Origin of the sequence: Caulobacter sp. CCUG 60055, from assembly GCF_022750545.1 — a bacterium.
Classification (GTDB): Bacteria; Pseudomonadota; Alphaproteobacteria; order Caulobacterales; family Caulobacteraceae; genus PUIC01.
Genome location: NZ_PUIC01000001.1, coordinates 609853 through 634212 on the forward strand (window position 1 = coordinate 609853; position 24360 = coordinate 634212).

At 70.8% G+C, this 24360-nt stretch carries 26 protein-coding genes and 1 tRNA gene; 9 read left to right on the forward strand and 18 right to left on the reverse strand.

Going from position 1 to position 24360, the window contains the following annotated elements; genetic code table 11:
• Positions 1 to 9: 9 nt before the first annotated feature.
• The gene (gene rpiA, locus C5708_RS02870; protein ID WP_242917629.1) at positions 10 to 693 is read right to left on the reverse strand and encodes a ribose-5-phosphate isomerase RpiA; all 684 of its coding nucleotides are present in this window, start codon (positions 691 to 693) and stop codon (positions 10 to 12) included.
• Positions 690 to 2036, reverse strand: a complete 1347-nt coding sequence (glmU, locus tag C5708_RS02875; RefSeq protein WP_242917631.1) for a bifunctional UDP-N-acetylglucosamine diphosphorylase/glucosamine-1-phosphate N-acetyltransferase GlmU — start codon at positions 2034 to 2036, stop codon at positions 690 to 692. The genes rpiA and glmU overlap by 4 nt, the downstream gene beginning before the upstream one ends.
• 82 nt (positions 2037 to 2118) lie before the next feature.
• Here glmU and gph point away from each other — a divergent pair, with 82 nt between their 5' ends.
• On the forward strand, positions 2119 to 2850 hold the full coding sequence (gph, locus tag C5708_RS02880; protein WP_242917633.1) for a phosphoglycolate phosphatase: 732 nt from the start codon (positions 2119 to 2121) through the stop codon (positions 2848 to 2850).
• Between the two features lie 35 nt (positions 2851 to 2885).
• A tRNA-Val gene (locus C5708_RS02885) sits at positions 2886 to 2960 on the forward strand.
• 24 nt (positions 2961 to 2984) lie between these two features.
• On the opposite strand, the gene C5708_RS02890 is transcribed toward C5708_RS02885, so the two are convergent.
• From C5708_RS02890 to C5708_RS02900, 3 genes are all read right to left on the reverse strand, one after another.
• The gene (locus C5708_RS02890) at positions 2985 to 4157 is read right to left on the reverse strand and encodes an MFS transporter (RefSeq protein WP_242917635.1); all 1173 of its coding nucleotides are present in this window, start codon (positions 4155 to 4157) and stop codon (positions 2985 to 2987) included.
• Positions 4158 to 4251: 94 nt separating this feature from the next.
• Entirely contained in the window at positions 4252 to 5274 is a 1023-nt protein-coding gene (locus C5708_RS02895) for a DUF6607 family protein (RefSeq protein WP_242917637.1), read from the reverse strand.
• Positions 5275 to 5283: 9 nt separating this feature from the next.
• Entirely contained in the window at positions 5284 to 7467 is a 2184-nt protein-coding gene (locus C5708_RS02900; RefSeq protein ID WP_242917639.1) for a TonB-dependent hemoglobin/transferrin/lactoferrin family receptor, read from the reverse strand.
• A 195-nt stretch (positions 7468 to 7662) separates the two neighbouring features.
• Between C5708_RS02900 and folD the strand changes: the two genes are divergently transcribed.
• The 3 genes from folD to C5708_RS02915 all read left to right on the forward strand — a co-directional run bounded on the left by folD (position 7663) and on the right by C5708_RS02915 (position 10417).
• Complete coding sequence (gene folD / locus C5708_RS02905; protein ID WP_242917641.1) at positions 7663 to 8556, forward strand: bifunctional methylenetetrahydrofolate dehydrogenase/methenyltetrahydrofolate cyclohydrolase FolD; 894 nt, start codon at positions 7663 to 7665, stop codon at positions 8554 to 8556.
• Between the two features lie 95 nt (positions 8557 to 8651).
• The gene (locus C5708_RS02910) at positions 8652 to 9005 is read left to right on the forward strand and encodes a c-type cytochrome (RefSeq protein ID WP_242917643.1); all 354 of its coding nucleotides are present in this window, start codon (positions 8652 to 8654) and stop codon (positions 9003 to 9005) included.
• A complete protein-coding gene (locus C5708_RS02915; RefSeq protein ID WP_242917645.1) occupies positions 9002 to 10417 on the forward strand; it encodes a D-arabinono-1,4-lactone oxidase in 1416 nt (471 codons plus the stop codon). Before C5708_RS02910 ends, C5708_RS02915 begins: the two co-directional genes overlap by 4 nt.
• Before the next feature lie 12 nt (positions 10418 to 10429).
• On the opposite strand, the gene C5708_RS02920 is transcribed toward C5708_RS02915, so the two are convergent.
• Genes C5708_RS02920 through C5708_RS02935 form a run of 4 tightly spaced genes read right to left on the reverse strand, consistent with a single transcriptional unit; the run spans position 10430 to position 13993 of the window.
• Positions 10430 to 11089, reverse strand: coding sequence for an ABC-type transport auxiliary lipoprotein family protein (locus C5708_RS02920; protein WP_242917647.1), 660 nt, complete (start codon positions 11087 to 11089; stop codon positions 10430 to 10432).
• Positions 11086 to 12024, reverse strand: coding sequence for an MlaD family protein (locus tag C5708_RS02925; protein WP_242917649.1), 939 nt, complete (start codon positions 12022 to 12024; stop codon positions 11086 to 11088). Before C5708_RS02925 ends, C5708_RS02920 begins: the two co-directional genes overlap by 4 nt.
• Positions 12024 to 12878, reverse strand: a complete 855-nt coding sequence (locus tag C5708_RS02930) for an ABC transporter ATP-binding protein (RefSeq protein WP_242917651.1) — start codon at positions 12876 to 12878, stop codon at positions 12024 to 12026. Before C5708_RS02930 ends, C5708_RS02925 begins: the two co-directional genes overlap by 1 nt.
• Positions 12875 to 13993 (reverse strand): ABC transporter permease, encoded by a 1119-nt coding sequence (locus tag C5708_RS02935; protein ID WP_242917653.1) that lies wholly within the window; start codon positions 13991 to 13993, stop codon positions 12875 to 12877. The genes C5708_RS02930 and C5708_RS02935 overlap by 4 nt, the downstream gene beginning before the upstream one ends.
• A gap of 213 nt (positions 13994 to 14206) precedes the next feature.
• Here C5708_RS02935 and C5708_RS02940 point away from each other — a divergent pair, with 213 nt between their 5' ends.
• The gene (locus tag C5708_RS02940; protein WP_242917655.1) at positions 14207 to 15007 is read left to right on the forward strand and encodes a WecB/TagA/CpsF family glycosyltransferase; all 801 of its coding nucleotides are present in this window, start codon (positions 14207 to 14209) and stop codon (positions 15005 to 15007) included.
• Positions 15008 to 15013: 6 nt separating this feature from the next.
• Here the strand turns inward: C5708_RS02940 and C5708_RS02945 are convergent, their stop codons facing one another.
• The 3 genes from C5708_RS02945 to C5708_RS02955 are packed head-to-tail and all read right to left on the reverse strand — an operon-like array spanning position 15014 to position 17098.
• A complete protein-coding gene (locus tag C5708_RS02945; RefSeq protein ID WP_242917657.1) occupies positions 15014 to 15478 on the reverse strand; it encodes an NUDIX domain-containing protein in 465 nt (154 codons plus the stop codon).
• A 2-nt stretch (positions 15479 to 15480) separates the two neighbouring features.
• Positions 15481 to 16491: a S1/P1 Nuclease gene (locus C5708_RS02950; protein ID WP_242917659.1), complete on the reverse strand. Its 1011-nt coding sequence runs from the start codon at positions 16489 to 16491 to the stop codon at positions 15481 to 15483.
• 22 nt (positions 16492 to 16513) lie between these two features.
• Positions 16514 to 17098: a glutathione S-transferase family protein gene (locus C5708_RS02955; protein ID WP_242917660.1), complete on the reverse strand. Its 585-nt coding sequence runs from the start codon at positions 17096 to 17098 to the stop codon at positions 16514 to 16516.
• A gap of 133 nt (positions 17099 to 17231) precedes the next feature.
• On the opposite strand from C5708_RS02955, the gene C5708_RS02960 reads away from it, so the two are divergent.
• Positions 17232 to 17723: a 3D domain-containing protein gene (locus C5708_RS02960; RefSeq protein WP_242917662.1), complete on the forward strand. Its 492-nt coding sequence runs from the start codon at positions 17232 to 17234 to the stop codon at positions 17721 to 17723.
• 125 nt (positions 17724 to 17848) lie between these two features.
• Here C5708_RS02960 and C5708_RS02965 read toward each other — a convergent pair whose 3' ends face one another.
• The 6 genes from C5708_RS02965 to cobA form a co-directional block, all read right to left on the reverse strand.
• Positions 17849 to 18667 carry a ferredoxin--NADP reductase gene (locus tag C5708_RS02965; protein ID WP_242917664.1) on the reverse strand — a complete coding sequence of 273 codons (819 nt, stop codon included), beginning with the start codon at positions 18665 to 18667 and terminating at the stop codon, positions 17849 to 17851.
• Positions 18668 to 18732: 65 nt separating this feature from the next.
• On the reverse strand, positions 18733 to 19470 hold the full coding sequence (locus C5708_RS02970) for a phosphoadenylyl-sulfate reductase (protein WP_242917666.1): 738 nt from the start codon (positions 19468 to 19470) through the stop codon (positions 18733 to 18735).
• On the reverse strand, positions 19460 to 19969 hold the full coding sequence (locus C5708_RS02975) for a DUF934 domain-containing protein (protein WP_242917668.1): 510 nt from the start codon (positions 19967 to 19969) through the stop codon (positions 19460 to 19462). Before C5708_RS02975 ends, C5708_RS02970 begins: the two co-directional genes overlap by 11 nt.
• Positions 19953 to 21611, reverse strand: coding sequence for a nitrite/sulfite reductase (locus C5708_RS02980; protein WP_242917670.1), 1659 nt, complete (start codon positions 21609 to 21611; stop codon positions 19953 to 19955). Before C5708_RS02980 ends, C5708_RS02975 begins: the two co-directional genes overlap by 17 nt.
• Before the next feature lie 10 nt (positions 21612 to 21621).
• Positions 21622 to 21981 carry a DUF2849 domain-containing protein gene (locus C5708_RS02985; protein ID WP_242917672.1) on the reverse strand — a complete coding sequence of 120 codons (360 nt, stop codon included), beginning with the start codon at positions 21979 to 21981 and terminating at the stop codon, positions 21622 to 21624.
• A complete protein-coding gene (gene cobA / locus C5708_RS02990; protein WP_242917674.1) occupies positions 21981 to 22841 on the reverse strand; it encodes a uroporphyrinogen-III C-methyltransferase in 861 nt (286 codons plus the stop codon). Before cobA ends, C5708_RS02985 begins: the two co-directional genes overlap by 1 nt.
• 176 nt (positions 22842 to 23017) lie before the next feature.
• Between cobA and gcvA the strand changes: the two genes are divergently transcribed.
• Together gcvA and C5708_RS03000 are read left to right on the forward strand one after the other, a co-directional pair.
• On the forward strand, positions 23018 to 23962 hold the full coding sequence (gcvA, locus tag C5708_RS02995) for a transcriptional regulator GcvA (RefSeq protein ID WP_242917676.1): 945 nt from the start codon (positions 23018 to 23020) through the stop codon (positions 23960 to 23962).
• Positions 23963 to 24067: 105 nt separating this feature from the next.
• Positions 24068 to 24340 (forward strand): chorismate mutase, encoded by a 273-nt coding sequence (locus C5708_RS03000; RefSeq protein ID WP_242918053.1) that lies wholly within the window; start codon positions 24068 to 24070, stop codon positions 24338 to 24340.
• The last annotated feature ends 20 nt before the right edge of the window (positions 24341 to 24360 follow it).

Here is a 24360-nt window from a genome sequence, read left to right on the forward strand (position 1 = left end):
CCAACTGGATCACGGCGTCAGGGAGACGACGCCGGCGTCCGTGCCGATCAACGCCTCGTCGGCGAGATCGAGAAACAGGCCGTGATCGACCACGCCGGTGACGCTCTTCAACGCGTCGGCCAGCATCGCCGGGTCCTCGATCGTCCCGCAGGGCGCATCGTAGATAAGGTTGCCGCCGTCGGTCCGCACCGGCGCCCCGTCCTTGACCCGCAGGCGGGCCCCGACGCCGATGTCGCATTCCGAAAGGGCGTCGCTGATGCGCAGGGCCGTCGACCGATGGCCGAAGGCGACCACCTCGATCGGCAGGGCGAACCGGCCCAGCGTCCGCACCTGCTTGGCCGCGTCGGCGATCACCACGCAGCGGCGCGACGCCTCCCAGACCAGCTTCTCGCGCAGCAGGGCCGCGCCGCCGCCCTTGATCAGGGCGAGACCCGGACCGATCTCGTCGGCGCCGTCGACGGTGAGGTCGATCTGGCGGACCTCGTCGAGGTCGGCCAGCCGCAGGCCCAGCGACAGGGCGAGATCGGCGGTGGCCTGAGACGTCGGCACGCCGACGACGTCGAGGCTTCGCGCCGCCAGCGCCTTGACGAACCAGGCCGCCGTCGAGCCGGTGCCCAGCCCGACGACCATGCCCGGCTGCACGAAGGCGGCGGCGGCCTCGCCGGCCATCTGCTTGTGGTTCTCTGCGCTCATTTCCTGCGTCCCGACAGTTTCAAGGCCCGGAAGCGCGCGGCCCAGCCCGGCTTCTCTGTCTGTTGCGTCCGCTCGATCGCCAGGGCGTCGTCGGCCACGTCGCGGGTGATGACCGAGCCCGACCCGGTCATGGCGCCCTTGCCGACCCGCACCGGAGCCACCAGGGCGGTGTTCGAGCCGATGAAGGCCCCCTCGCCGACATGGGTCTCGAACTTGTCGAAGCCGTCGTAGTTGCAGAAGATCGTCCCCGCGCCGATGTTGGCCCCCGCGCCGACGGTCCCGTCGCCGAGATAGGCCAGGTGGTTGGCCTTGGCCCCCGCGCCCACCTTCACCTTCTTGACCTCGACGAAGTTGCCGATGTGGGCCTCCGGTCCGATGTCCGCGCCAGGACGCAGGCGGGCGTAGGGCCCCACCAGCGCGCCGGGGCCGACCGTGCAGCCCTCGAGGTGGCTGAAGGCGCGGATCACCGCCCCGCTCTCGACCGTGACGCCGGCGCCGAACACCACATAGGGCTCGACCACGACGCCGCCGGCGATCTCGGTGTCCCAGGACAGGTGCACCGTGTCCGGCGCGGCCATGTTGACGCCGGCGGCCATCAGGGCGGCGCGGCGCCCGCGCTGGAAGACCGCCTCGGCCGTCGCCAGCTGGGCCTGGGAATCGGCGCCCATCACCGCCGTCTCGGGCGCGACGGCGGCCTGCACCGCGCGGCCGTCGCCGACCGCCAGCCCGACGATGTCGGTCAGGTAGAACTCGCGCTTGGCGTTGTCGTCGCGCACCCGGCCCAGCCAGTCGAACAGCAGCCCGGCCGGAGCGGCCAGCATGCCGGCGTAGCAGGTCGTCACCTTCAGTTGCTCGGGACTGGCCTCGCGCGCCTCGACGATGCGCTCGACGCGGCCGTCGGCGGCCCGCAGCACCCGGCCGTACAGCGCCGGATCGGCGGCTTCGAAAGCCAGCAGCGCCAGGTCCGCCCCGGCGGCGCGCAGATCGAACAGCGGCGAAAGGTCGTCCGGCGAAAGCAGGGGGCAGTCGGCGTTGGTCACGACCACGTCGCCCTCGAACCCGGCCAGGGCCTCGCGCGCCGCCAGCACGGCGTGGGCGGTGCCCAGCGGCGGGTCCTGGATGGCCACGGCGCCGCGGCCCAGGCGCGCCGCCGCATGCTCGGCCACGGCCGGACTATGCACGCCGGCGACCACCACCACGCGCTCGCAGCCGAGGGCCTCGGCCACGTCTATGGCCCGGTCCAGCATGGCGCGCCCGCCCACCCGGTGCAGCACCTTGGGAAGCGGCGACTTCATCCGCGTGCCCTGGCCGGCGGCCAGGATGACGGCGGCGCGTGAGCTCATGGAGATCAGGTCCTTCGACTCGAAAGATTGCGCTTGCGCGGGATTTAGCGGAAACGGCAGCGGGATTCGACCGGAGATCGCCGTGACCTCAAACACCGACCGCCCCGCTCCCCGCCGATTCGACGGCCTCACCGTCGCCTTCGACCTCGACGGCACCCTGGTCGACACCGCCCCCGACCTGGTCGATGTGCTCAACATCGTCCTGACCGGCGAAGGTCTCGCCCCCCTGCCCTACGAAGCCGCCCGGCTGATGATCGGACGCGGCGCGCGCGGGCTGCTGGAACGGGGCTTCGCGGCCGAGGACGCGCCGCTCGACGAGGCGCGCGCCGGACGCCTGACCGAGACCTTCATCGCGCTCTATCGCGAACGCATCGCCCGCGACAGCCGGCCCTTTCCCGGCGTCGAGGCCGCCCTCGACGCCCTGGCGGCGGAGGGCGCCAGGCTCTGCGTCTGCACCAACAAGCGCACGGACCTGTCGGCGGCGCTGCTGGACGCCCTGGGTCTCAAGAAGCGATTCGCCGTCGTCGTCGGGGCCGACGCCGCCCCCGCGCCCAAGCCGGACCGGCGGCATGTCATCGCCGCGGTCGAGGCCGCGGGCGGATCGGCCGAGCGGGCGATCATGGTCGGCGACAGCGCCGCCGACGTCGACGCCGCCAGGGCGGCCGGCGTGCCGTCGGTGCTGGTCAGTTTCGGCTACACCGAGATTCCGCCGATCGACCTGGGGGCCGACGTCCTGATCGACGACTACGCCGAACTGGTCGATGCGATCGAGGCGCTCATCGCCCCTTGCTCCGCGCAGGCGGTCGGGCTATAGGCGTCGCCTCCCGAGGCCCACCGGCCTTCCCCGGCGGACGCGTAGCTCAGCGGGAGAGCATTCGCTTCACACGCGAAGGGTCGCAGGTTCAATCCCTGCCGCGTCCACCATCCTTCTTCCCACGATCGATCTGATTACGCCGGCGAAGGCGCGCGGCGCAGCCGCGTGGCGTGCAGGCCGACGATGATCGCCACCCCGACCACGATCCAGGTCGCGGCCATGCCCAGGGCGCCGTGGGCGTCGCGGTCGTTGACCACGAACGAAGCCGCCAGCGGGCCAAGCGACGAGCCGAGCAGTTGGGCCCCGCCGCTGAGCATGGCCGCGCGCCGGCTGGGGTCGGCCTCGATGGCCAGCGGCACCAGATAGGGCGAGACGAACATGCCGACGAAGCCGGTCGCGGCGACGCAGGCGACGAACACCGCCGCCGACGGCTCCATGGCCAGGACGGCGTAGGCCCCCAGGCACACGAGGCCCGAGACCACGAAGGCCGCGACATAGGTGATGCGTTCGGCGACCAGGGTGGCGGCGGCCGCCCCCAGGATCTGCACGCCCAGCGAGGCCGGCGCGGCGATGGCGATCACCTCTGGCCCCAGGCCCGACTGGTGCGCGAGCGAGGCCATGTACACCCACACCGCAACCCCCGCTCCGGTGTAGATCAGCGTGGCCAGCAGCGCGATCCAGCCGCGCGGCGGCGGCAGGCCCTCGACGCCGCCTTCGTGGGCCAGCGGCGGATAGCGGTGCGGAACCAAGAGCGCGATCAGGGCGGCCAGGCCCGCGCCCGCCGCCAGGAAGCCGAAGCCGCCCTCGACGCCCAGGCGCGGCGCGATCAGCTTGGCCATGATCACCGCCACGGTCAGCTGCAGCACCGTCAGGACCGTGAAGAACACGCCGGCCCAGCGTTCCGGCGAGGCCTGCCGGCCGATCAGGCTGATGGTGATCCACAGAAGGACGCCCGACGGCAGGCCGGCCAGCCCCCGGATCAGCAGGATGGCCGCGCCGGCGGCGTGCATGGTGGCCAGGTTCGCCGCCGCCAGCGCCAGGGCGGCCGCGACGCCGAACAGGCGCATGTGGTGCGGCTTGAACAGGGCCCCGGCCCCGGCCGCCGCCACGCCCATGACGAACAGCTCGAGCATCGCCGCCTCGCCGATCTGGGCGGCGCTGATGCGATGGGCGTCCGACATCGCCCCGAACAGGATCGGCTGCACCCCCGCCCCGAGCAGGGCGGCCACCCCCATGAACAGGGCCGCGGCGCTGGCCAGCCTGGGCGGCCGCCAGGCCTCCAGCTCGGCGTCGGCGATATTCGACATCGGGTTTCCTCGCCTGCGGACTTACTGGCCGCTTTGAGGAAAGGCTGATCGGCCTCGCCGCCGAAGGCAAGCCCCTCGCGAGGCGGACGCGCCCCTATCGCGCCGCGGCGATCAGCTTGCGGGCTTCGGCGACTGAGGCGGCGACCTCGGCCTTGCCGGCGGCGATGTCGTCGGCCATCCCCATCAGCTTGGGCGCCAGCACCGATCCGCTTTCGGCCTCCTCGGTCACCGAAACCCCGCCGCCGCGCCGGATCGCCTCGTCCCAGGCCGCGCGGACCTCGGCCCAATAGTCCTTGGTCCTGGCCCAGTAGGCGTCGGCGGCGGCGACCGGGAAATCGTCTGCGCGCTGGTAGGTGTTGAGCACCGCCTCGTGCACGAAGGTGACGCTGGCCCCGTCCTTGGTCCCGATCTTGGCGTTGTCCTGTTCGTGCACCCACCCCGTCGGGGTCAGGGCGTGCCGGTTGGTCCCGACATAGCGGTCATAGACCGGATGGCGGACCGCGTCGCGCCGGGCCAGGGGGCGCCAGGTCTCGTTGCTGGTCCAGCGCGCCACGCCGTCGTCATAGACCCAGCGCCCGACCCCGCCGTAGCGCGGCGAATCGTCGGTCTGCCAGACGGTCTGGGACCATGCGCCGGACCGCTCGGCGGCCGCCACGGCGGTCAGCCCCCAGCGCCCCTTGCCGCCATAGGTCAGCACCGACTGCGGCTCGTAGACCCAGTCCTGACGCCAGTGCTTGACCACGGCGGGCTTGCCGTCGTGGTCCTCGACCACCAGCAGGTGCTGCAGGCGGATGAGGCCCGGGCGGTCCTCGATGACGCGGACCACCTCGTGGCCGCCGCTGATCTTGGCGGGGATGGGCTGGTAGCCGGGGGTGAAGGCGGCGGTCTCGCGGAAATCGAACCGCACCTTGTATGTCCCGGCCATGGCCAGGATCGCCTGGCGGTCGCGCTCGTAGCGGGCGCTGGGCGCCGTCGCGGCGGCGGGCGCCGCCTGGCCGGGCCCGCCCTGGGCCGGCGCGGCCTGGGCGGCGGTCGCGGCGGCGAGGAGCAGGCCGCCGGCGAGCGCGGCCTGGGCGAGAACTTGGATCATGGTCTTGTCGTCCTTGTCGGCGTGCATGGCGGCGGATCAGAAGCGCACGGTGAGCGAGGCGCCGGCGTTGCGGCCGGGCTGGGTGTAGGCGTCGGTCACGGTCGAGGCGGTCGAGAGCCCGCGCACGTCGCTCCACCACCAGTATTTCTGGTCGAACAGGTTGAAGACGCCGGCGCGCAGCACGGCGCGGTCGCCGAGGCTCCACCAGCCGGTCAGGTCGACCACCGTGAAGCTGGGCGGGGTGAAACAGTTCGGCGCGCAGGTTCCGCCGGTCCGCGACCGGCTCTTGCCGTCCGAATAGGTGGCGCTGAGCTGGCCGCCGAAACGTCCCGCCGGCTCGCGCCAGCCCAGGCCGGCGACCAGCTTGAACGGCTCGATGCTGGCCAGGGGCGTCGAGACGCCGTCCGACTTCTGGGTTCCCCGGGCGTAGGAGGCGGCCAGGCGCCCGGTCAGCCCGTGGCCGAGCTCCGCCTCGGCCTTGGCCTCGACGCCGGTGATCCGCACCTCGCCCAGATTGACGTATTTGAACAGCGCCGGGTCGGTCGGGGTGAACGAGCCCGACACCTGCACCTGCTCGATGAAGTCGTCGTACCAGCCGGCGAAACCGGTCACGCTCGCCGACCACCGCCGCCCCTTGAAGCGGGCGCCCGCCTCCAACGTCTGGCTGGTCTCAGGCTTGAGGTCGGGATTGGGAACCGAGCGGTAGTTGATGATCGGGTTGGAGAAGCCGTTGTTGACCTGGGACGGCTCGGGCGACTTGAAGCCCTGGGCGTAGTTGGCGAACAGGCCGATGTTCGGCGTCGCCTGGAACACCGCCGCCAGCCTCGGCGTCAGCCGCCCGTCGCTCTGGGCGCGCGGCGTGAAGGTGGTGAACAGCGGGTCGGCCTTGGGGTCGAGGTCGTAATAGTCGTAGCGCAGCGCCGGATAGAGGTTCAGCCGCCCGCCCATCAGGCCGATCTCGTCCTGCACGAACAGGCCTGCCAGCACGTAGTCGGTGACCGGGAAGGCCCGCGTCGGGAAGCTGTCGCCCATCGACGGGACCGTGCCGTCGCGCACGCCGGTCTGGCGGGTCAGCGAGACGTCGCCGCCATAGACGAAGTGATGCTCGACGGCGCCGGTGGTCAGACGGCTCTCCAGCTGTCCCGACAGGCCGTAGACACGGTTGTCGAAGGTGTTCAGCCGCGTGCGGGCCAGGGCCGTGTTGCGGGTCTCGAAGGAGAACTGCTCGGTGCGGCTGGTCTGGAAATAGCCGACCAGGTAGCCGGCCGAGATCGGGCCGCCGTCGCCCTTGTAGCGGTAGTCGAGGCTGAGGCGGTCGCGTTTGATGTCGTCCTGCGCCCGCAGGCCGACGGCGCTGGTCGCCGTCAGCGGCGGCTTGGCGATGGCGCTGAGCACGTTGGTGTCGAGCTGGCTGTCCAGGTGGTCCCATGTCAGGCGGACGCGATGCGTGTCCGACGGCGCGTAGACCAGCTTGGCCAGGGCCGCGTTCGAGCCGGAATCCTGAGGATTGGGCGTGGTGCGGTCGACATTGGCGACGCCGTTCGAGCCCTTGTTGTCGAGCTCGTGGCCGTCGCGGCGGGTATAGGCCAGCATCACGCCCCAGGGGCCGTCGCGGCCGGCGACGGTCGCCCCTTCGCTCCAGCTGTCGTTCTGCGAGGCGTAGCCGACGCGGGCCTGGCCGCCCCAGACCTGCCCTGGCTTGAGGAAGTCCTCCGGGTCCTTGGTGACGTAGCTGACCGCCCCGGCCAGGCCGTCGCCGCCGTACAGGGCCGAGGCCGGGCCGCGCAGGATCTCCACCGACTTCAGCAGGCCCAGGTCGGCGTAGTCGCCCCGGCCGACCGATTGCGGACCGAAGCTGTAGGCGTCGGGGATGCGCACGCCGTCGATCTGGATCAGCACCCGGTCGCCTTCCAGGCCGCGGATGTTGAAACCGCTGTCGCCGTCGCGGCCGGTGGACGAGCCGGCGGCGGTGAAGCGGGCCGGGCTGCGGCGGACGGCCACCCCCGGCTCGTAGCGGACCAGATCCTTGATGTCGTTGACCAGCTGGTCGTCGATCTGCTGGCTGGAGATGACGCTCACCGTGGCCGGCGCCTGATCGACCGGCTTGGCGGTCCGGGTCGCGGTCACCGTCACCGGCTCGACCGGCGTCGCCTCGTCGGCGTGGGCCGCCGCGAACCCCAGAACCCAGACCGGAACCGTCAACATCAGCACGCGACGCATCGCCACCCCCAAATGAGAATCCAAGATGGCGAGGAGTTATTGCAATTCATTCTCAGAATCAATTTCAATTATGAAGGCGGCGCGACGGCCTGCCCGAACGGCCGGTCTGGAAAGGCAAACCGATCGGCGGGCTTGCGCTGGCGCGCCGGAACCGCTTAGGGAGCGCCGACATCCCGCAGCATCCGGAGCCCCGCCATGGCCGAAGCACGCATCATCGACGGCAAGGCCTTCGCCGACGGCCTGCGCGCGCGCATCGCCGAAGAGGTGGCGAGCCTCCAGGCCGAGCACGGCCTGACCCCCGGCCTGGCGGTGGTGCTGGTCGGCGACGACCCGGCCAGCCAGGTCTATGTGCGCAACAAAGGCGAGCAGACCCTGGCCGTCGGCATGCATTCGGTCACCCACCGCCTGGCCGCCGACACCCGGCAGGAGGACCTGATCGCCCTGGTCGAACAGCTCAACGCCGACCCGGCGATCCACGGCGTGCTGGTGCAGCTGCCCCTGCCCGCCCACCTCGACCCGGCGGTGGTGATCGCCGCCCTCGACCCGGACAAGGACGTCGACGGCCTGAGCGTGATCAGCGCCGGCCGCCTCGCCTCGGGCCTGCCCGGACTGACCTCCTGCACGCCGCTGGGCTGCATGATGCTGCTGCGCGACGCCCTGGGCGACCTGACGGGCAAGAACGCCGTGGTCATCGGCCGCTCGAACCTGATGGGCAAGCCGATGGCGCAACTGCTGCTGCAGGCCGACTGCACGGTCACCATCGCCCATTCGCGCAGCCGCGACCTGCCGGCCATCTGCCGCCAGGCGGACATCGTCGTCGCCGCCGTCGGACGCGCCGAGATGGTCAAGGGCGACTGGATCAAGCCGGGCGCGGCGGTGATCGATGTCGGCATCACCCGCTTCCCCGCCCGCGACCCGCAGGCCGCCGCCGCCGGCAAGACGCGGCTGGTCGGCGACGTGGCCTTCGACGAGGCCAAGGCGGTCGCCGGGTGGATCACCCCCGTCCCCGGCGGCGTCGGGCCGATGACCATCGCCTGCCTGTTGCAGAACACCCTGACCGCCGCCAAGCGGCGGAGCGGCCTGGCCTGACCGGTCGGACGCCGTAAGGTAGTCCTAGCTATCTCTTTCCTGCCTGGACGTTTTCGCTACAGTGCCGAAAACGCGAAAGACCGGGGAGGAACGGCGTGAGTCGTCTGCTGATCATCGCCGCGGCGGGCCTGGGCCTGGCCGCCTGTGGTCCCAAGAAGCCGCCGACGCCGGCCGAGGCCGCCGCCCTGCGCCCCGCCGACGCGCGGCTGGCCCAGCTCTACGACGCCTCTTGCAAGGCCTGCCACGCCCAGGCCGACACCGGCGCGCCGCTGGTCCACGACCACGCCGCCTGGGACCCGCGCTGGAGACAGGGCGAACCGGTGCTGCTCGACCACGTCGTCCAGGGCTATCAGGCCATGCCGGCCCTGGGCCAATGCGCCAGCTGCGCGCCCGACGACCTCAAGCGGCTGATCCGCTTCCTGGCCGACCGCGAAGGAGACGGCCGATGATCTCGCGTCGCGGAGCCCTGATCGCCGGCGGAGCGACCGTCGCCGTAGTTGGCGCCGGCGCCGGCGCGGTCGCCGTGGCCAAGCACGACAAACCCGAGCCGGCCGCCCCGCCCTCGACCGACAATCAGGGCCGGCTTCTTTGGCGCAACTGGTCGGGCATCCAGCACAGCTATCCGCAGGCGCGGCTGGCGCCGAAGTCCGAAGACGAGGTCGCCCAGGCGCTGAAGACCGCCCCCGGCCCGATCCGGGCGGTGGGAGCCGGCCACTCCTTCACCGCCCTGGTGCCGACCGCCGGCAGCCTGATGTCGCTGGACGGCCTCGCAGGGATCGCCGGCTGGGAGGGCGAGGACCAGGCCGTGGTCTGGTGCGGCACCCGCCTGGGCCAGCTCGGCCCGGCCCTGGCGGCCAAGGGCCGGGCGATGGCCAACCTGCCCGACATCAACAAGCAGTCGCTGGGCGGCGCGCTCAGCACCGCCACCCACGGCACGGGCAAGACCCTGGTCGCGATCCACGCCGACGTCACCGCGCTGAGGCTGGCGACGACCAGCGGCGAAATCCTCGAATGCGACGCCGACAAGAACCGCGACATCTTCGACGCGGCCCGCGTTTCGCTGGGCGCTCTCGGCGTCATCACCCAGGCCCGCCTGCGCACCACGGCCAATCGCCGCCTGCATCGCCGCGTGTTCGCCGAGCCCTTCGAGGAGACCCTGGCCAAGGCCGAGGAACGCTGGGCCCGGCACCGCAACTACGAATTCTACGCCGTGCCGTTCACGGGCCTGGCCGCCAACATCACCCATGACGAGACCGACGCGCCGGCGATCCCGCGCGGCCCGGACACCGACACCGATTTCCTCAACATGCTCCGGGCCATGCGCAACCTGCTCGGCTTTTCGACGCCGTTGCGCAAGGCGGCGGCCAAGACCCTGCTGTCGGCCGCCGCCCAGCCGGAGGAAGCCGTCGACGAGGGCTGGAAGCTGCTGTCGACCGAGCGGCCCATGCGGTTCAACGAGATGGAGTTCCACCTGCCGGTCGACGCCCAGCTCGCCGCGCTCAAGGAGGTGGTGGCGGCCATCGAGGCCAAGCGGCCGGACGTGTTCTTCCCCATCGAGGTGCGGCGCATCGCGCCCGACGACGCGTGGCTGTCGCCGTTCAACGCCGGGCCGCGCGGCTCGGTGGCGGTGCACGCCTATTATCGCGACGACTACGCCTTCCTGTTCGAGCTGATCGAGCCGATCTTCCGCCGCCATGACGGCCGCCCCCACTGGGGCAAGCTGCACAGCCTGCACGGCCAGCAGCTCCAGGCGCTCTATCCGCGCTGGGACGATTTCCTCGACCTGCGGCGACGCCTGGACCCGGACGGACGGCTGCTCAATCCCTATCTGAAAGGCCTGTTCGGGCTCCAGAACGCCTGACGCCTCTCCTCGTCACTGGCCGCCGCCGGCGCTCCCTCGGGGAGCCAGGCTGGCGGCGCCGGTCTGGTCGGTCCAGGCGACGATCTGGCCCAGCACATCGCCCACGGCCGCGTCATAGGCCGGCACGATGGCCCCGACGCGGTTGTCGGCCGCCCTGCTGCGCCCCTCGAACACCTTGTCGCCCAGCAGCGCCCGGTCGCTCGGCCGCGCCATCACCGCGCGCACCTGCACCACCACCGTCGGCGCGCCCTTGCCGGCCTCGTCGTAACGCGCCTCGAAGGTCCGCACGTCGAGGCGGATCACATAGTCGGCGCGGGTGACGTCGGTGCGCTGCACCAGCCGCGCGGGGCCGTCGGAGGCGTCGAACGCCCGTTGCAGGGCCTCGTCGAACAGGGTGGCGGCCGGCGCGAGCCAGCGGGCCTCGGCGATATAGGCGGCCTGCTGCCGGTTGACGGTCAGGATGCGGTCGGTGGCCGCCGCGCGGGTGAAGCCGGTCGGCCCGCGCAGCACGGTGAACCGGGTCGACGCCGCCGCCGGCCTGGCCGCCGCGGAAGGCTCGCCGCCGAACCGGTAGAGCTGGGCCGGCTTGGTCTTGGGGAAGACCGTGATGCAACCGGCCAGGCCCAGGGCCAGGATCGACGCGGCGACGGGCAGGATCTTGCGGATGCTCACGGCTTCACCTCGATTTCCTTGGCCGGCGCCTTGGAGGCCAGGCCGCGCGGGTTCTGCTCCACCTCGCCGACCAGCCGGTCGAGGGACTCGGCGGCCCCCTGCAAGGTCACGATGGCCGACTGCAGCTGCGGGATGCCGGTGGAGGCGAAGTCCGAGGTCGGCCCCTGCAGCTTGTCGATCATGCCGCGCGTCTCCTGGGCGGCGGTCTTCAGTTCGGCGGCGGCGTCGGCGATCTGGGCCATGGCGCGCTTGCCGTCGCCATTGACCAGCTGCTGGCTGGATTCACTCAGCTTGCCGATATTGGTCGCCGCCTGGTCGATCGACTTCAGGGCCTGGTCCGCGTCGGCGATGATGGCCTTCTGGCGGCGCGCTTCCGCGGTGACGGCGCTGATGTCCTGCAAGGTGGCGTTGAGCGTCTTGATGTTGCCGTCCGAAAGGATGCGGTTCACCCGGTCCAGGGCCTCGACGGTGCGGGTCAACACGGTGCCGCCGCCTTCCAGCAGGTCCTGCAAGGTGCTGCGCTGGCTCTGGATCACCGGGATCTTGCCCTCGGGCGTCACGTCGTTGAGCAGCTTCGTCGTCGCCTTGCCGGCGGTGATCTGGATGTAGTTGACGCCGGTGATGCCCTGGGGCTCCAGGGTGGCGAAGCTGTCGGTCTTGACCGGCACGTCCGAGGTCATGCGCACGCGGGTGATGACCCGCGTCGGGTCGGCGTGGTCCAGGGCGATCTTGGTCACCTCGCCGACCTTGATGCCGTTGAAGTGCACCTCGCCGCCCTCGGACAGACCCCGCACCGGACCGACGAAGACGATGTCGTAGATGTCGTAGTCGCGCGTGAACTGCACCCGGGCCAGCCAGACGACGAAGGCGACCATGCCCGCGAACAGGATCAGGGACGCCAGCCCGACCAGCGCGTAGTTGGCGTTTCTTTCCATCAGGCCGCTCCTTGCGGATTTTTCCGCTGCGCTTGCGTCGTGGGGCTTTCCGCCGCCGCGGCGGCGCGGCCGCGAGGGCCGCCGAAATATTCTTTGATCCACGGGTGGTCCGAGCGTTCCAGCTCGCGGACCGGCTCGACCGCCACCACCTGCTTGTCGGCCAGCACGGCGACGCGGTCGGTGATCGCATAGAGGCTGTCGAGGTCGTGGGTGATCATGAACACCGTCAGGCCCAGGCTCTCGGACAGGTCGGCGATCAGTTGGTCGAAGGCCCCGGCGCCGATGGGGTCGAGGCCCGAGGTCGGCTCGTCCAGGAACAGCAGCTCCGGGTCCAGCGCCAGGGCGCGCGCCAGGCTCGCCCGCTTGATCATCCCGCCCGACAGCTCGGACGGCTGCAAGGCGCCGGCGAACTTGGGCAGGCCGGCCAGGGCGATCTTGAGCTCGGCCAGTTCGTCGATCATCGCCCGGGGCATGTCGGTGTGCTCGCGCATCGGCGCGGCGACGTTCTGCTTGACCGTCAGGTTCGAGAACAGGGCGCCGCGCTGGAACAGCACGCCCCAGCGGCGCTCGATGGCGCTCCATTGGGCGTTGGAGGCCGATCGCAGGTCGCGCCCGAAGATCTTGACGCTGCCGGCCTCGGGCCGCTTCAGGCCGATGATGGTGTTGAGCAGCACAGACTTGCCGGTGCCCGATCCGCCGACCACGCCCAGAACCTCGCCGCGGCGGACGGTCAGGTCGAGGTCCTTGTGCACGACATGGTCGCCGAACTGCGACAGCAGGCCCTTGACCTCGATGGGCGGAGCCTCCTCGTCGATCAGGCGCTCGTCGCCCCTATCGCCCTGTTCGCCGCTCATATCTTGAGCTCCATGTAGATCAGGGCGAACACCGCATCGATCATGATGATCGAGAAGATCGCGTGGACCACGGCGGCCGTCACCCGCCGGCCCAGGGATTCGACGTCGCCGCCGACCTCCATGCCCTGGCGGCAGCCGATGGCGGCGATGACCACGGCCATGACCGGGGCCTTGGACAGGCCGATCCAGAAATGGACGGCGCCGACGTTGTCGAGGATGCGCTGGAGGAAGAACGCCGGCCCGAGATCGAGGACGCCCCAGGTGACGATCAGGCCGCCGACCAGGCCGGCGAGGGTCGCCACGAAGGTCAGCAGCGGAATGGTGAACAGCAGGGCCAGGAAGCGCGGCAGCACCAGGGCCTCGAACGGATCGACGCCCATGACCACCATGGCGTCGACCTCCTGGCTCATCTTCATCGAGCCGATCTCGGCGGCGAAGCTGGAGGCCGAGCGGCCGGCCAGCAGGATGGCGGTGATGATGATGTTGAACTCGCGCAGGACGGCGATGCCGATCAGCTCGACCACGAACACCTGGGCGCCGAACTGCGAGAGCATGTTGGCGCCCAGCAGGGCGACCACCGCGCCGATGAAGAAGGCCGTCACCGACACGATCGGTATGGCGTCGAAGCCGGCGCGCTCGGCCAGGCTGAAGCAGGCCGCCCAACGGATGCGCCGGGGATTGGCCAGCATCTTGCCGATGACCACTAGCAGCCGGCCGTAGAAGGCCAGCGTGCCGACGAAGTCCCGGCCGACCCCGAACAGGCCGCGGCCGATGCGTTCGAGCATGTCGACCACGCCCCGCCGGCGCGGCTCCGGGGTCGGCTCGGACTGCATCGCCTCGTGGACCAGCAGCAACAGCCGGACGGTCTCGGGCCGGGCCCTGACATTGGCCCGGGACAACGGCCGCCCCTCGGCGGCGCTGATCGCGCCATAGGCGCCGGAGGTGTCGCAACGGCCGATGCCGTTGAGGTCGAGCGCGACCGACGGCGCGCCGGCCAGCGCGGCGCGCAGCCGCACGGCGGCGTCGCCCAGGCAATGGGCGGTCCAGTCCCCGGTGAACACCGCTGTCCGGGTTCCGTCGGCGTCGTCGATGGCGAAATCGGCGGGGATGTCCATGCCGGAGAGAGGTCCACAAGACTCGAACAAGTCAACCGACAACGCCGCAGCTTGCCGGAGGTTGCCCTCGGCTTCGGCCGGACAGCCGTCAGGAACTGACATAGAGATGTTCACGGCGATCTCCTAGCCGGACAAATATCGGCGGAGCGTTTACCTTGTCTCGCAATCCAGGCTTAAGGCGGGCTCCGGCATGGTGAACGCATGACGGATCCGATGTCTCGCGCCGCCGGGGCGGCCCCGCCCCCTTCGACGCCGACGCGCCTGCGGCTGCTCGGCGGCGAGGTCGACGTGGTCACGCCGGGCGAGGTGATGGCCTTCGCCGCCGACCGGATCGCCGCCGGCCGCAAGGCGGTGGTCGCCAACCACAACCTGCACAGCCTGCACCTGATCCGCCGCGACGCAGCGATGCGCGCCTTCTACGCCTCGGCCGACCTCGTCGAGATCGATTCGACGCCGCTGATCCTGTGGGGCCGCCTGCTGGGCCGGCCGGTGGGACGGGCGCACCGCTGCACCTATCTCGACTGGCGCGAGGACTTCTGGCGGCTGGCGGCCGAACGGGGCTGGCGGGTGTTCTATCTGGGCGGCGCGCCCGGCGTGGCGGCCAAGGGGGCCGAGGCCCTGGCCGACCGCTGGCCAGGCGTCCGGCTGGCGGTCCGCGACGGCTTCTTCGACATGGACGATCTGGCGGTCTGCGCCGAGGTGGTCGAGACCGTCAACGCCTTCCGTCCAGACGTGGTGTTCGTCGGCATGGGCATGCCCCGCCAGGAACGCTGGATCGCCGCATCCTACGATCGGCTGGACTCCGGCGTGGTCTTTCCTATCGGCGCGGCGTTCGACTACGAGGCCGGCGCCGTGCCGACCCCGCCGCGCTGGAGCGGGCGCGTCGGCCTGGAGTGGCTGTTCCGCTTCGCCGCCGAGCCGCGCCGCCTGTTCGCCCGCTATTTCGTCGAGCCCTGGAGCCTGATCGGCCCGGCCATCGCCGATCTGGCCGCCCGCGGCCGCGCCGCGTCCTAGCCGCCATCAGGCTCCGCCGCCGCGCAGCCGGCGGGCCACCGCCCAGGCGTGGCTGTCGTGGCGCAGGAGGCGAAGGGCGGCGTCGGGCTCCATCCAGACCAGTTCGTGGTCGTCCTCGATCTTCAGGCCCGGCCGTTCCCCGACGACGCGGGCGAGGAACAGGCCCGAGCGGTTGTTCACCGCCTGGCCGTCGGTCTTGACCATGTACTGGTCGGCCCGGCTGAGCAAGTCGCCGGCCTCGACCACAAGGCCGGTCTCCTCGCCGAACTCGCGGATCAGGGCCTCGATCTCGGTCTCGCCGGGATCGATCGCGCCGCCGGGCAGGTCGTAATAGCTGGCCTCACCCGCCCGGCTGACGCGGACCAGGGCGATGCGGCCGTCCCGCTCGGCGACGCCGAAGGCGGCGGGACGGTCCGCGTAGGCGCGCCCCGCCTCCGCGACCCCGAACTGCAGGGGCGCCGCGCCGGCCATCGTCAGTTGACGCCGTAGAGGGCGTCCCAGGGATCGACCTTGCCGGCCACCATGTCCTCGACGCTGACGGGCGGGTAGCCGAGCGTTCCCTTGGCGCTGGCGTTCCAGGCGTCGACCACGAAGTCGCGCAGCGCCGAGGCGCCGGCCGCCAGGCGCTCGGCCGCGAAGGCCTGGCCACGCGGATCGCCGTCCTTGAACCCGCCGGCCTTCTCCAACTGGTAGAAGGGAACCACGGTCTTCCAGGTGGTCTGCAGGTAGCGGGCCGTGCAGGCGTCGACCGGCTGGGAGCAGGCCTGATAGGGCGTCATCTTGGCCCGGACCATGTCGGCGGTGACGAAGCGGCCGACGAAGGCGTCCTCGAAACGCGAATGGGTGCGGCGGTCGGTGGTGAAGCCCTCGGGATTGGGCCCCTCGCCCCAGCCGTTGTAGTGGATGGTCAGGTGCAGCGGCTGGCTGGCGTCGCCGATGAAATGCGCCCAGACGCCGAGATTGACCCGGATAAGCTCCTCGCGGCGGCGCAGGTCGGCGACGTACCAGGCCTTCTTCTTCGGGTCCTTCTCGGCCTTGGCGGCGACGGAATCGACCCGCCAGTAAGCGAAGTCCTTGGCCAGCTGCTGCCAGCCGTCGACGATCGAATACGGCAGATACCCGGCCTTGTAGGTGTCGGCCTGGGCGGCGCGCAGAGCCGTCTCGTAGTCCGCTCGCGTCGTCGGCAGGGCCATGAGGTCGGGGCCGCCCATCACCTTGCCGGCGTCGTCGACATCGACGAAGTGGCCGGCGTCGCGGCCGGTGTCGTGGGTCTTGCCCGCCCCCTTGGAGCGGTCGGGCTCGCGCGCGTATTCGCCGATGTCGGCCGCCGCCTGGGGCGTGCGCAGGAAGGCCGGGACATCGGCCGGCAACGCCGCCGCGCCGAGCGCGCCGACGAGGCGGTGGCCCTCCGGCCCCCAGGCCAGGGCCGGCCCGGCCGAAAGAAGGGCGACGACGCCGGCGGCGGCGAAAACCTTGCAGATCATGCTCAAAGCTCCGGAACGCCGGTCAGGCGATGTTCAGTTCGGCCTCGACCCGGCCGACCCAGACCTTGACGGCCGGATAGTCGTCGAGATCGAAACCGCCCTCATGGGCGACGCGGGTGTAGGCGACCAGGGCGACGTCGGCGAGGCTGAGCCGCCCGCCCGCCAGATAGTCGGTCTCCTTAAGCGCGTCCTCCAGCCGTTGCAACGCGGCCCGGCCGCGCTCGACCACCCTCGGCTCCAGCTCGGAGACGGCCTTGCCGAGATAGCGCACCTGGAAGCGGGCCACGGCCACATAGGGCTCGTGACTGTACTGCTCCCAGAACAGCCATTCGAACATCTTGGCGCGCTCGAACGAGTCGCCTGGAATCAGGTCCGAGCCCTCGGCGAGGTGCAGGATGATGGCGTTGGACTGGGCCAGGGGCCGGCCGTCCGGCAGTACGACGAGGGGCACCTGACCGGCCGGGTTCAGCGCCAGGAAATCGGGCGTCCGGGTGGCCTTGGCCAGCACGTCGGTCTCGACCCAATCGTAAGGCGCGCCAAGCTTTTCGGCGACCCATTTGACCTTGAGACAGTTACCCGAAATCGAGTCGCCGTAGACCTTGAGCACAGTTCGATCCTCCGCGGGGAACGCCGCCATCTTACTACCGGATTCGACCTCCGGGCGCCTCGGGGGTTGGATTCTCGATCCATCTCCGCTAGGAGTCCTGCCCACATCGAGACGAGAACAACAGGGGGGCGCTGTGAAGCGTATCCTGGCATGCCTCGCCACGCTGGCGATCGCTACCGCCGGTTTTTCAGGCGGCGCTCAAGCAGAACAACCGGCTTCCACTGATCCGCTCGGCGAGCTGATCGGCAAGGTCATCGGTTTCCCATCCACCGACCTCGTGCTCAAGGCGACGCTGTACCACGCCGGCGCCAAGGGCATTCGCAGCCTGGACTCCCTGGGCTGTTCGGTGACGCCGATGCGCACCCTGGCCGTCGATCCGACCGTCATCCCCCGCCGCACCATCGTCTTCATCAAGGAGACGGTCGGCATGGCCCTGCCCGACGGCAGCAAGCACGACGGGCTGTGGTACGCCACCGACATCGGCGGCGCGATCAAGGGCAACCGCATCGACCTGTTCACCGGCAAGGGCTCCGGCTCGATGCAGCAGTTCTTCCAGCGCGGCCTCACCAGCGGCGCGCTGAACGCCGCCAAGATCGGCACCTTCCAGGGCTGCCCCCCGAAATAGGCGCCTCTCCCCGCCCCCGCCCAGCTTGGCGCAGGGCGAAAGCGGACGCACAAAAAAGTCCTCCCGACGCTCTCGGGAGGGCTTTTTCGATTGAGCAGGTTTCGTTTCGGCCGGCCGGCTGAGGCTCAGGCCTCGACGAAGGCCTTTTCCAGCACGAAATCGCCGGGGTTGGCGATCGAGCCCTCCTCGAAGCCGCGCGCAAGCAGGATGGTCTTCAGGTCGGCCAGCACCGACGGGCCGCCGCACAGCATCAGCCGGTCCGCGGCCGGGTCGAGATCGGGCAGGCCCAGATCGGCGAACACCTTGCCCGACTGGATCAGGTCGGTGATGCGGCCGTTGGTGACGAACGGCTCGCGCGTCACGGTGGGATAGTAGAGCAGCCGCCCGGCCACCAGCTCGCCCAGATCGGGGTCGTTCGGCAATTCCTCGGACAGGAACTCGCGATAGTTCAGGTCGGCGACCTCGCGCACGGTGTGGGTGACCACCACCTGTTCGAAACGCTCATAGACCTCAGGGTCGCGCACCAGGCTGAGCCAGGGCGCCAGGCCGGTGCCCGTGCCGATCAGATAGAGGGTCCGCCCCGGCTTCAGGCCGTCCAGCACCAGGGTGCCGGTCGGCTTCCTGCCGACCAGGACCTCGTCGCCGACCTGGATCGCCTTGAGGCGCGAGGTCAGCGGGCCGTTCTCGACCTTGATGCTGTAGAATTCCAACTCGTCGTGCCAGGCCGGGCTGGCGATGGAATAGGCCCGCAGCAGCGGCTTGCCCTCGACCTCCAGGCCGAGCATCACGAACTGTCCGCTCTGGAAACGGAAACCGGGATCGCGGGTGGTGCGCAGGCTGAACAGGCTGTCGGTCCAGTGGCGCAGCCACGTCACGCGTTCGACATTGAAGGCGCCGCGGGCCTTGGCGGGCGCGGGGGCAAGGGCGGCGGAGGCGTCGGTCATGGCGAGGATCTAGGTGCGGGGTCTGTGGATTGTTAGGGCTATATGCGAATGAAAATCAGCAGCGATCAAATATCGCCGCCAACATCGCCGGATTTCAGCTTGGCCCGGCTCACATGTATCCCGCATTCGGTCTTTTCGGAACCCGCCCAGCGGCCGGAGCGCACGTCGCCCCCCTCGTCCACGGCCTGGGTGCAGGGCCAGCAGCCGACCGAAGGATAGCCGAATTCGACCAGGGGGTGGGCCGGCAGGCCGTGCTCGGCCGCATAGGCGTCCAGCAACGGCTTGTCCCAGTTGGCCAGGGGATTGAACTTCACGTGCGCCTCGCCCTGCTCCACCACCGCCAGGCGCAGGCGGTCGCCGCCATGGAAGCGCTTGCGCCCGGTGATCCAGGCGTCGAAGCCCTCCAGCGCCCGGTCCAGCGGCAACACCTTGCGGATGTGGCAGCAGGCGTCGGTGTTCGACTTCCACAGGTCGGCGTCGGGATCGTGGATGGCCAGGTCCTGATATTGCGGCCGCAGGTCACGCACGTCGGTCAGGCCCAAGCTGGCCGCCAGCTGCTTGCGATAGTCGAGCGTCTGGCCGAACAGCATGCCGGTGTCGAGAAACAGCACGGGAATGTCCGGCTTCACCCGCGCCGCCAGGTGCAGCAGCACCGCCGACTCGGCCCCGAACGACGACACCAGCGCCAGCCGGTCGCCGAAGCTCTCGACCGCCACCTTCAGGATGGTCGCCGGGTCGGCCTCGCGCAGTCGCGCGTCGAGCGCCGCCGCCGAGTTCAGTCTCTCGACGCCCTCAAACGCCATGGGCCCGCTCCTCGAAGGCGGGCCGGCGGCCGTCCGCCGAGCGCTGATAGACGTGGCGGAAGCGGAACGCCGCCCTGACCCAGGCCTCCGGCGTCGATCCGTCGGCGGGCTCGAAAGCGTCGAAGCCGCAGCGGACCATGAACTGGGCCTGCTCCTGCAATACGTCGCCGACGGCGCGGATCTCGCCGCCGTAGCCGAGGCGCTCGCGCAGCAGGCGGGCCGAGGTGAAGGCGCGACCGTCGCGGAACTTGGGGAAGGCCAGCGCCACCACCGCCAGGCGCGGCAGGTCATAGGCCAGGGCCTCGACCGCCTCGTCCGATTGCAGCACGACGCCGACCTCGCGGCCCTCCGACAGCAGGGCGTCGCCCTCGGCCTGGAAGCGCGCCAGCGACAGGATCACCCCGCCGGCGGGAAGGGCCTGGTCGTCGGCGACCACGGTGAAGCGGTCGTTGGCCCAGGCGGCCGCACGCGGCCCGGTCAGCTTAATCAGCTTCGGCATAGACGGCCTCCTTGAACGGGGCGACGCCGGCGCGGCGGAAGGTGTCGAGGAAACGCTCCCCTTCCTGGCGTTCGCGCAGATAGACCTCCACCAATTGGTCCACCGCCTCGGCGACGCGGCCGGCCGGCAGGGCCGGCCCGAGCATCTTGCCGACCTCGGCGTCCTCGGCGCCCGAGCCGCCGAGCGTGAGCTGGTAGAACTCCTCGCCCTTCTTATCGACGCCCAGGATGCCGATGTGGCCGACATGGTGGTGGCCGCAGGCGTTGATGCAGCCGCTGATCTTGATCTTCAGCTCGCCCACCGCCTCGGCGCGGTCCGGCTCGGCGAAGCGCTCGGCGATCGACTGGGCGATCGGGATGGCGCGGGCGTTGGCCAGGGCGCAGTAGTCCAACCCCGGGCAGGCGATGATGTCGCTGACCAGATTGATGTTGGCCGTGGCCAGCCCCGCCGCCTGCAGGGCGGCGTGCACCACCGGCAGGTCGTCGAGCCTGATGTGCGGCAGCACCAGGTTCTGCTCGTGGGTGATGCGGATGTCGCCGAAGCCGTAGCGCTCGGCCAGGTCGGCGACGACCTCCATCTGCTCGGCGGTGGCGTCGCCGGGCGTGTCGCCGGGGCGCTTCAACGAAACATCGACGATGGCGTAGCCGGCCTGCTTGTGCGGCTGGACGTTGTTGCGCGCGAAGCGGGCGAAATCGGCGTCCTTGGACTTGGCCTCCTCGAAGGCGGCCGAGACCCGCGGCAGCACGTCGAAGGCCGGCGGCGCGAAGAAGCCGCGGATGCGCGCCAGCTCGACGTCGGGCAGGTCGACCTGGGCCGCGTCGATCTTGGCCCATTCCTCCTCGACCTGACGGCCGAACTCCTCGGCGCCGAGGGCGGCGACCAGGATCTTGATACGGGCCTTGTAGATGTTGTCGCGGCGGCCGTGGCGGTTATAGACCCGCAGCACCGCCTCCAGATAGGACAGCAGCCGCCCGACCGGCAGGTGCTCCTTGATGGTCGGGCCGACGTGGGGCGTGCGGCCCATGCCGCCGCCGACGATCACCTCGAAGCCCAGCGCGCCGTCGCGCGAACGACGCAGCATCAGGCCGATGTCGTGCAGCTTGGCCGCGGTGCGGTCCTTGGCCGCCGCCGTGATGGCGATCTTGAACTTGCGCGGCAGGAACGAGAATTCCGGATGCAGGGTCGACCACTGGCGGATCGCCTCGGCCCACACGCGCGGGTCGTCGATCTCCTCGGCCGTGGCCCCGGCGCGTGGGTCGGCCGTGGTATTGCGGATGCAGTTGCCGCTGGTCTGGATGGCGTGCAGGTCGACCTCGGCCAGGGCGTCGAGGATGTCCGGCGCGTCCTTCAGCTTGATCCAGTGGAACTGCAGGTTGGTGCGGGTGGTGAAGTGGCCGTAGCCCTTGTCGTAGGTGCGCGCGATCCAGGCCAGCCGGCGTAGCTGGCGCGGGTTGAGCGTGCCGTAGGGAATGGCCACCCGCAGCATGTAGGCGTGCAGTTGCAGATAGAGGCCGTTCATCAGCCGCAGCGGCTTGAACTGGTCCTCGGTCAGCTCGCCCGACAGGCGGCGGGCGACCTGGTGGCGGAACTCGTTGGCCCGGTCGGTCAGGAATTCGCGGTCTATGGCGTCGTACTGGTACATGGCGCCGGCCTCACTTGCGCTTGATCAGGTTGACGCGGCCGCTGGAGCGCGCCGCGCCGTGGGCGGCCAGGATGGCGGCCACCTCGGCCCCGCCCTCGGCCTGCTTGCCGTGCTGGGGCGTGTTGGACGGTCCGAGCGCGCGCAGGCGCTCGCGATAGCTGATCGGCGCCGGCCCGGCCTCGCCCTGCTCGATGTCGATCAGATAGGGGTCGATCACCACGTTCGGCTGAGCCTTGGCGCCGGTCGCGGCCGCCTCGGCCGGGGCCTCGGCGTCGAACAGCTCGGCGTCGCCGAAATGCTCGACCCAGCGGCCCTGGGACCAGAACACGACTTCGCCGTCGATCAGGCGGTTGGCGGTCAGGGCCTTCATCACCGCACGCCTCCGACCAGCGCCGCCGGAACGGCCGCGGGTTCGCGGACAGGCGGCGCGACGTCGGCCAACGCCGCCGTCTCGCCGATGATCAGTATGGCCGGACCGTCCAGGCCCTCCACGGCCTGGGCCAGCCCCAGCAGGGTGCTGGCCACGCGGCGCTCGCCGGGCAGGCTGGCGTTCTCGACGATCAGCACCGGGGTCGACCCCGCCCGCCCCGCCGCCATCAGGTTGCCGGCGACGGCCGGCGCGGTGGAAAGGCCCATATAGACCACGACGGTCTGGTTGGTCCGGGCCAGGCTGGTCCAGTCGAGCTCGGGCGTCTCGCCCGAGGCGGCGTGGCCGGTGACGAAGGTGACGGCCTGGGCCAGGCCCCGGTGGGTGAGCGGCGCTCCGGCGGCGGCTGCGGCGGCCAGGCTGGCGGTGACGCCAGGCACCACATGGGCGACCGCTCCGGCGGCGCGGCAGGCTTCCAGCTCCTCGCCGCCGCGACCGAACATGAAGGGGTCGCCCCCCTTGAGGCGGACGACGGTGAGGCCGTCCAGCGCCAGGGCGGTCAGCAGGCGGTTGATGTCCTCCTGCGGCAGGGTGTGGCGCGACTTGCGCTTGCCGACGTCGATCAGGCGCGCGTCGGGCCGGGCGAGGTCGAGGATGGCCGGCGGCGTCAGACGGTCGTGCACCACGACGTCGGCGGACTGGAGGATGCGAAGGGCCTTGACGGTCAGCAGCTCGGGATCGCCGGGCCCGGCGCCGACCAGCCACACCTCGCCGGCTCGCGGCGGCGCGGCGGGGCGAGAGGACGACCGACCCAGGACGACCAGGCGGTTCACGGGGGCGCGACGGCCGGACAGACCACTCATCCGGTTTAGGTCCTCTAAACGCTGGCCCGCCAAATGGGTGAACGGGACGGACCTCGCGGTCCGCCCCGTCCTTGTCCGCCGTCGAAAAGGGCCGATGCGGCGGCGGTGGTTGCAAAATCGGGAGAACGCCGCCATTTCGCAAACGAGGACTTCTGCCGGGGGCTTTAGCAAAACTCATGGAACGTAGACGCCTGCCCCCCCTGAACGCCCTGAGGGCCTTCGAGGCCGCCGCGCGGCATCTGAACTTCAGCCGCGCCGCCGACGAACTGGCCGTCACCCCGGGCGCCGTCAGCCAGCAGATCCAGAACCTGGAGGACTATGTCGGCGCGGCCCTGTTCAAGCGCACGCCAAAGGGCCTTTTGCTGACCGACGCGGCCCAGACCGCCCTGCCCGCCCTGCGCGAGGCCTTCGACCGCCTGGCCGAGGCCGCCTCGATGCTGACCGCCGCCGTCGACGGCCGGCGGCTGACGGTGTCGGTGGCGCCGTCCTTCGCCGCCAAGTGGCTGGTGCCGCGCCTGGGCAAGTTCGAGGAGGCCCATCCGCATGTCGACGTCTGGGTCTCGGCCGGCATGGAGCTGGTCGACTTCGCCTCGGGCGAGATCGACATCGCCATCCGCTACGGCGCCGGCCGCTATCCGGGGCTCGAGGTCGCCCGGCTTATGCAGGAGACGGTGATCCCTGTCGCCGCGCCTGAGCTTCTGGCCGCCAACCCCTTGAACGACATAGACGAACTGGCGGGCCACATCCTGCTGCACGACGGCTCTCCCGACGCCGACGACAGCTGCCCCGACTGGACCATGTGGCTGGCCGCGCGCGGCATCCGCGGCGTCGACGGCGCGCGCGGACCGCGCTTCAACCAGTCGAGCCTGGTGATCGAGGCGGCGGTCAACGGCCGGGGCGTCGCCCTGGCCAAGCGCGCGCTCGCCCAGGCGGACCTCGACGCCGGCCGGCTGGTCGCGCCGTTTCAGATCGCCACGGCGGTCGACTTCGCCTATTACGTCGTCCATCCCAAGGCCAAGGGACGTCTGCCGCAGGTCAAGGCGTTCGTCTCCTGGCTGACCGCGGAGGCCCAGGCTCACGAAGCCGCGCTTCTCACCATCGACAACGGCGCCGGAATCTAGTCCCGCATGTCCTCTTCCGCTCTCGCCGCGACCCGGGTCGCGGCCGCCTCAGACGCCACCCTCATCCATGTCGACCCGCACAAGGCGCCGGCGGACTGCACGACCATGGCCGAGGTCCGCCAGGGCGTCGACGCCCTCGACCGCGCCCTGGTCCGCCTGCTGGTCGAACGCCAGGGCTTCATGGACGCCGCCGCCCGCATCAAGCAGGACCGCAACGTCGTCCACGACCGGGCCCGCATCGAGGACGTGGTCGCCAAGGTCAAGGCCGCCGCCCGCGAGGCCGGCCTGTCGGAAGCCATAGCCGAGCCGGTGTGGCGCACCCTGATCGACCGCTGCATCGCCTATGAGTTCAACGCCTGGGACCAGCTGAAGCGCTGATCCCGCGCAGGAGCGCACGC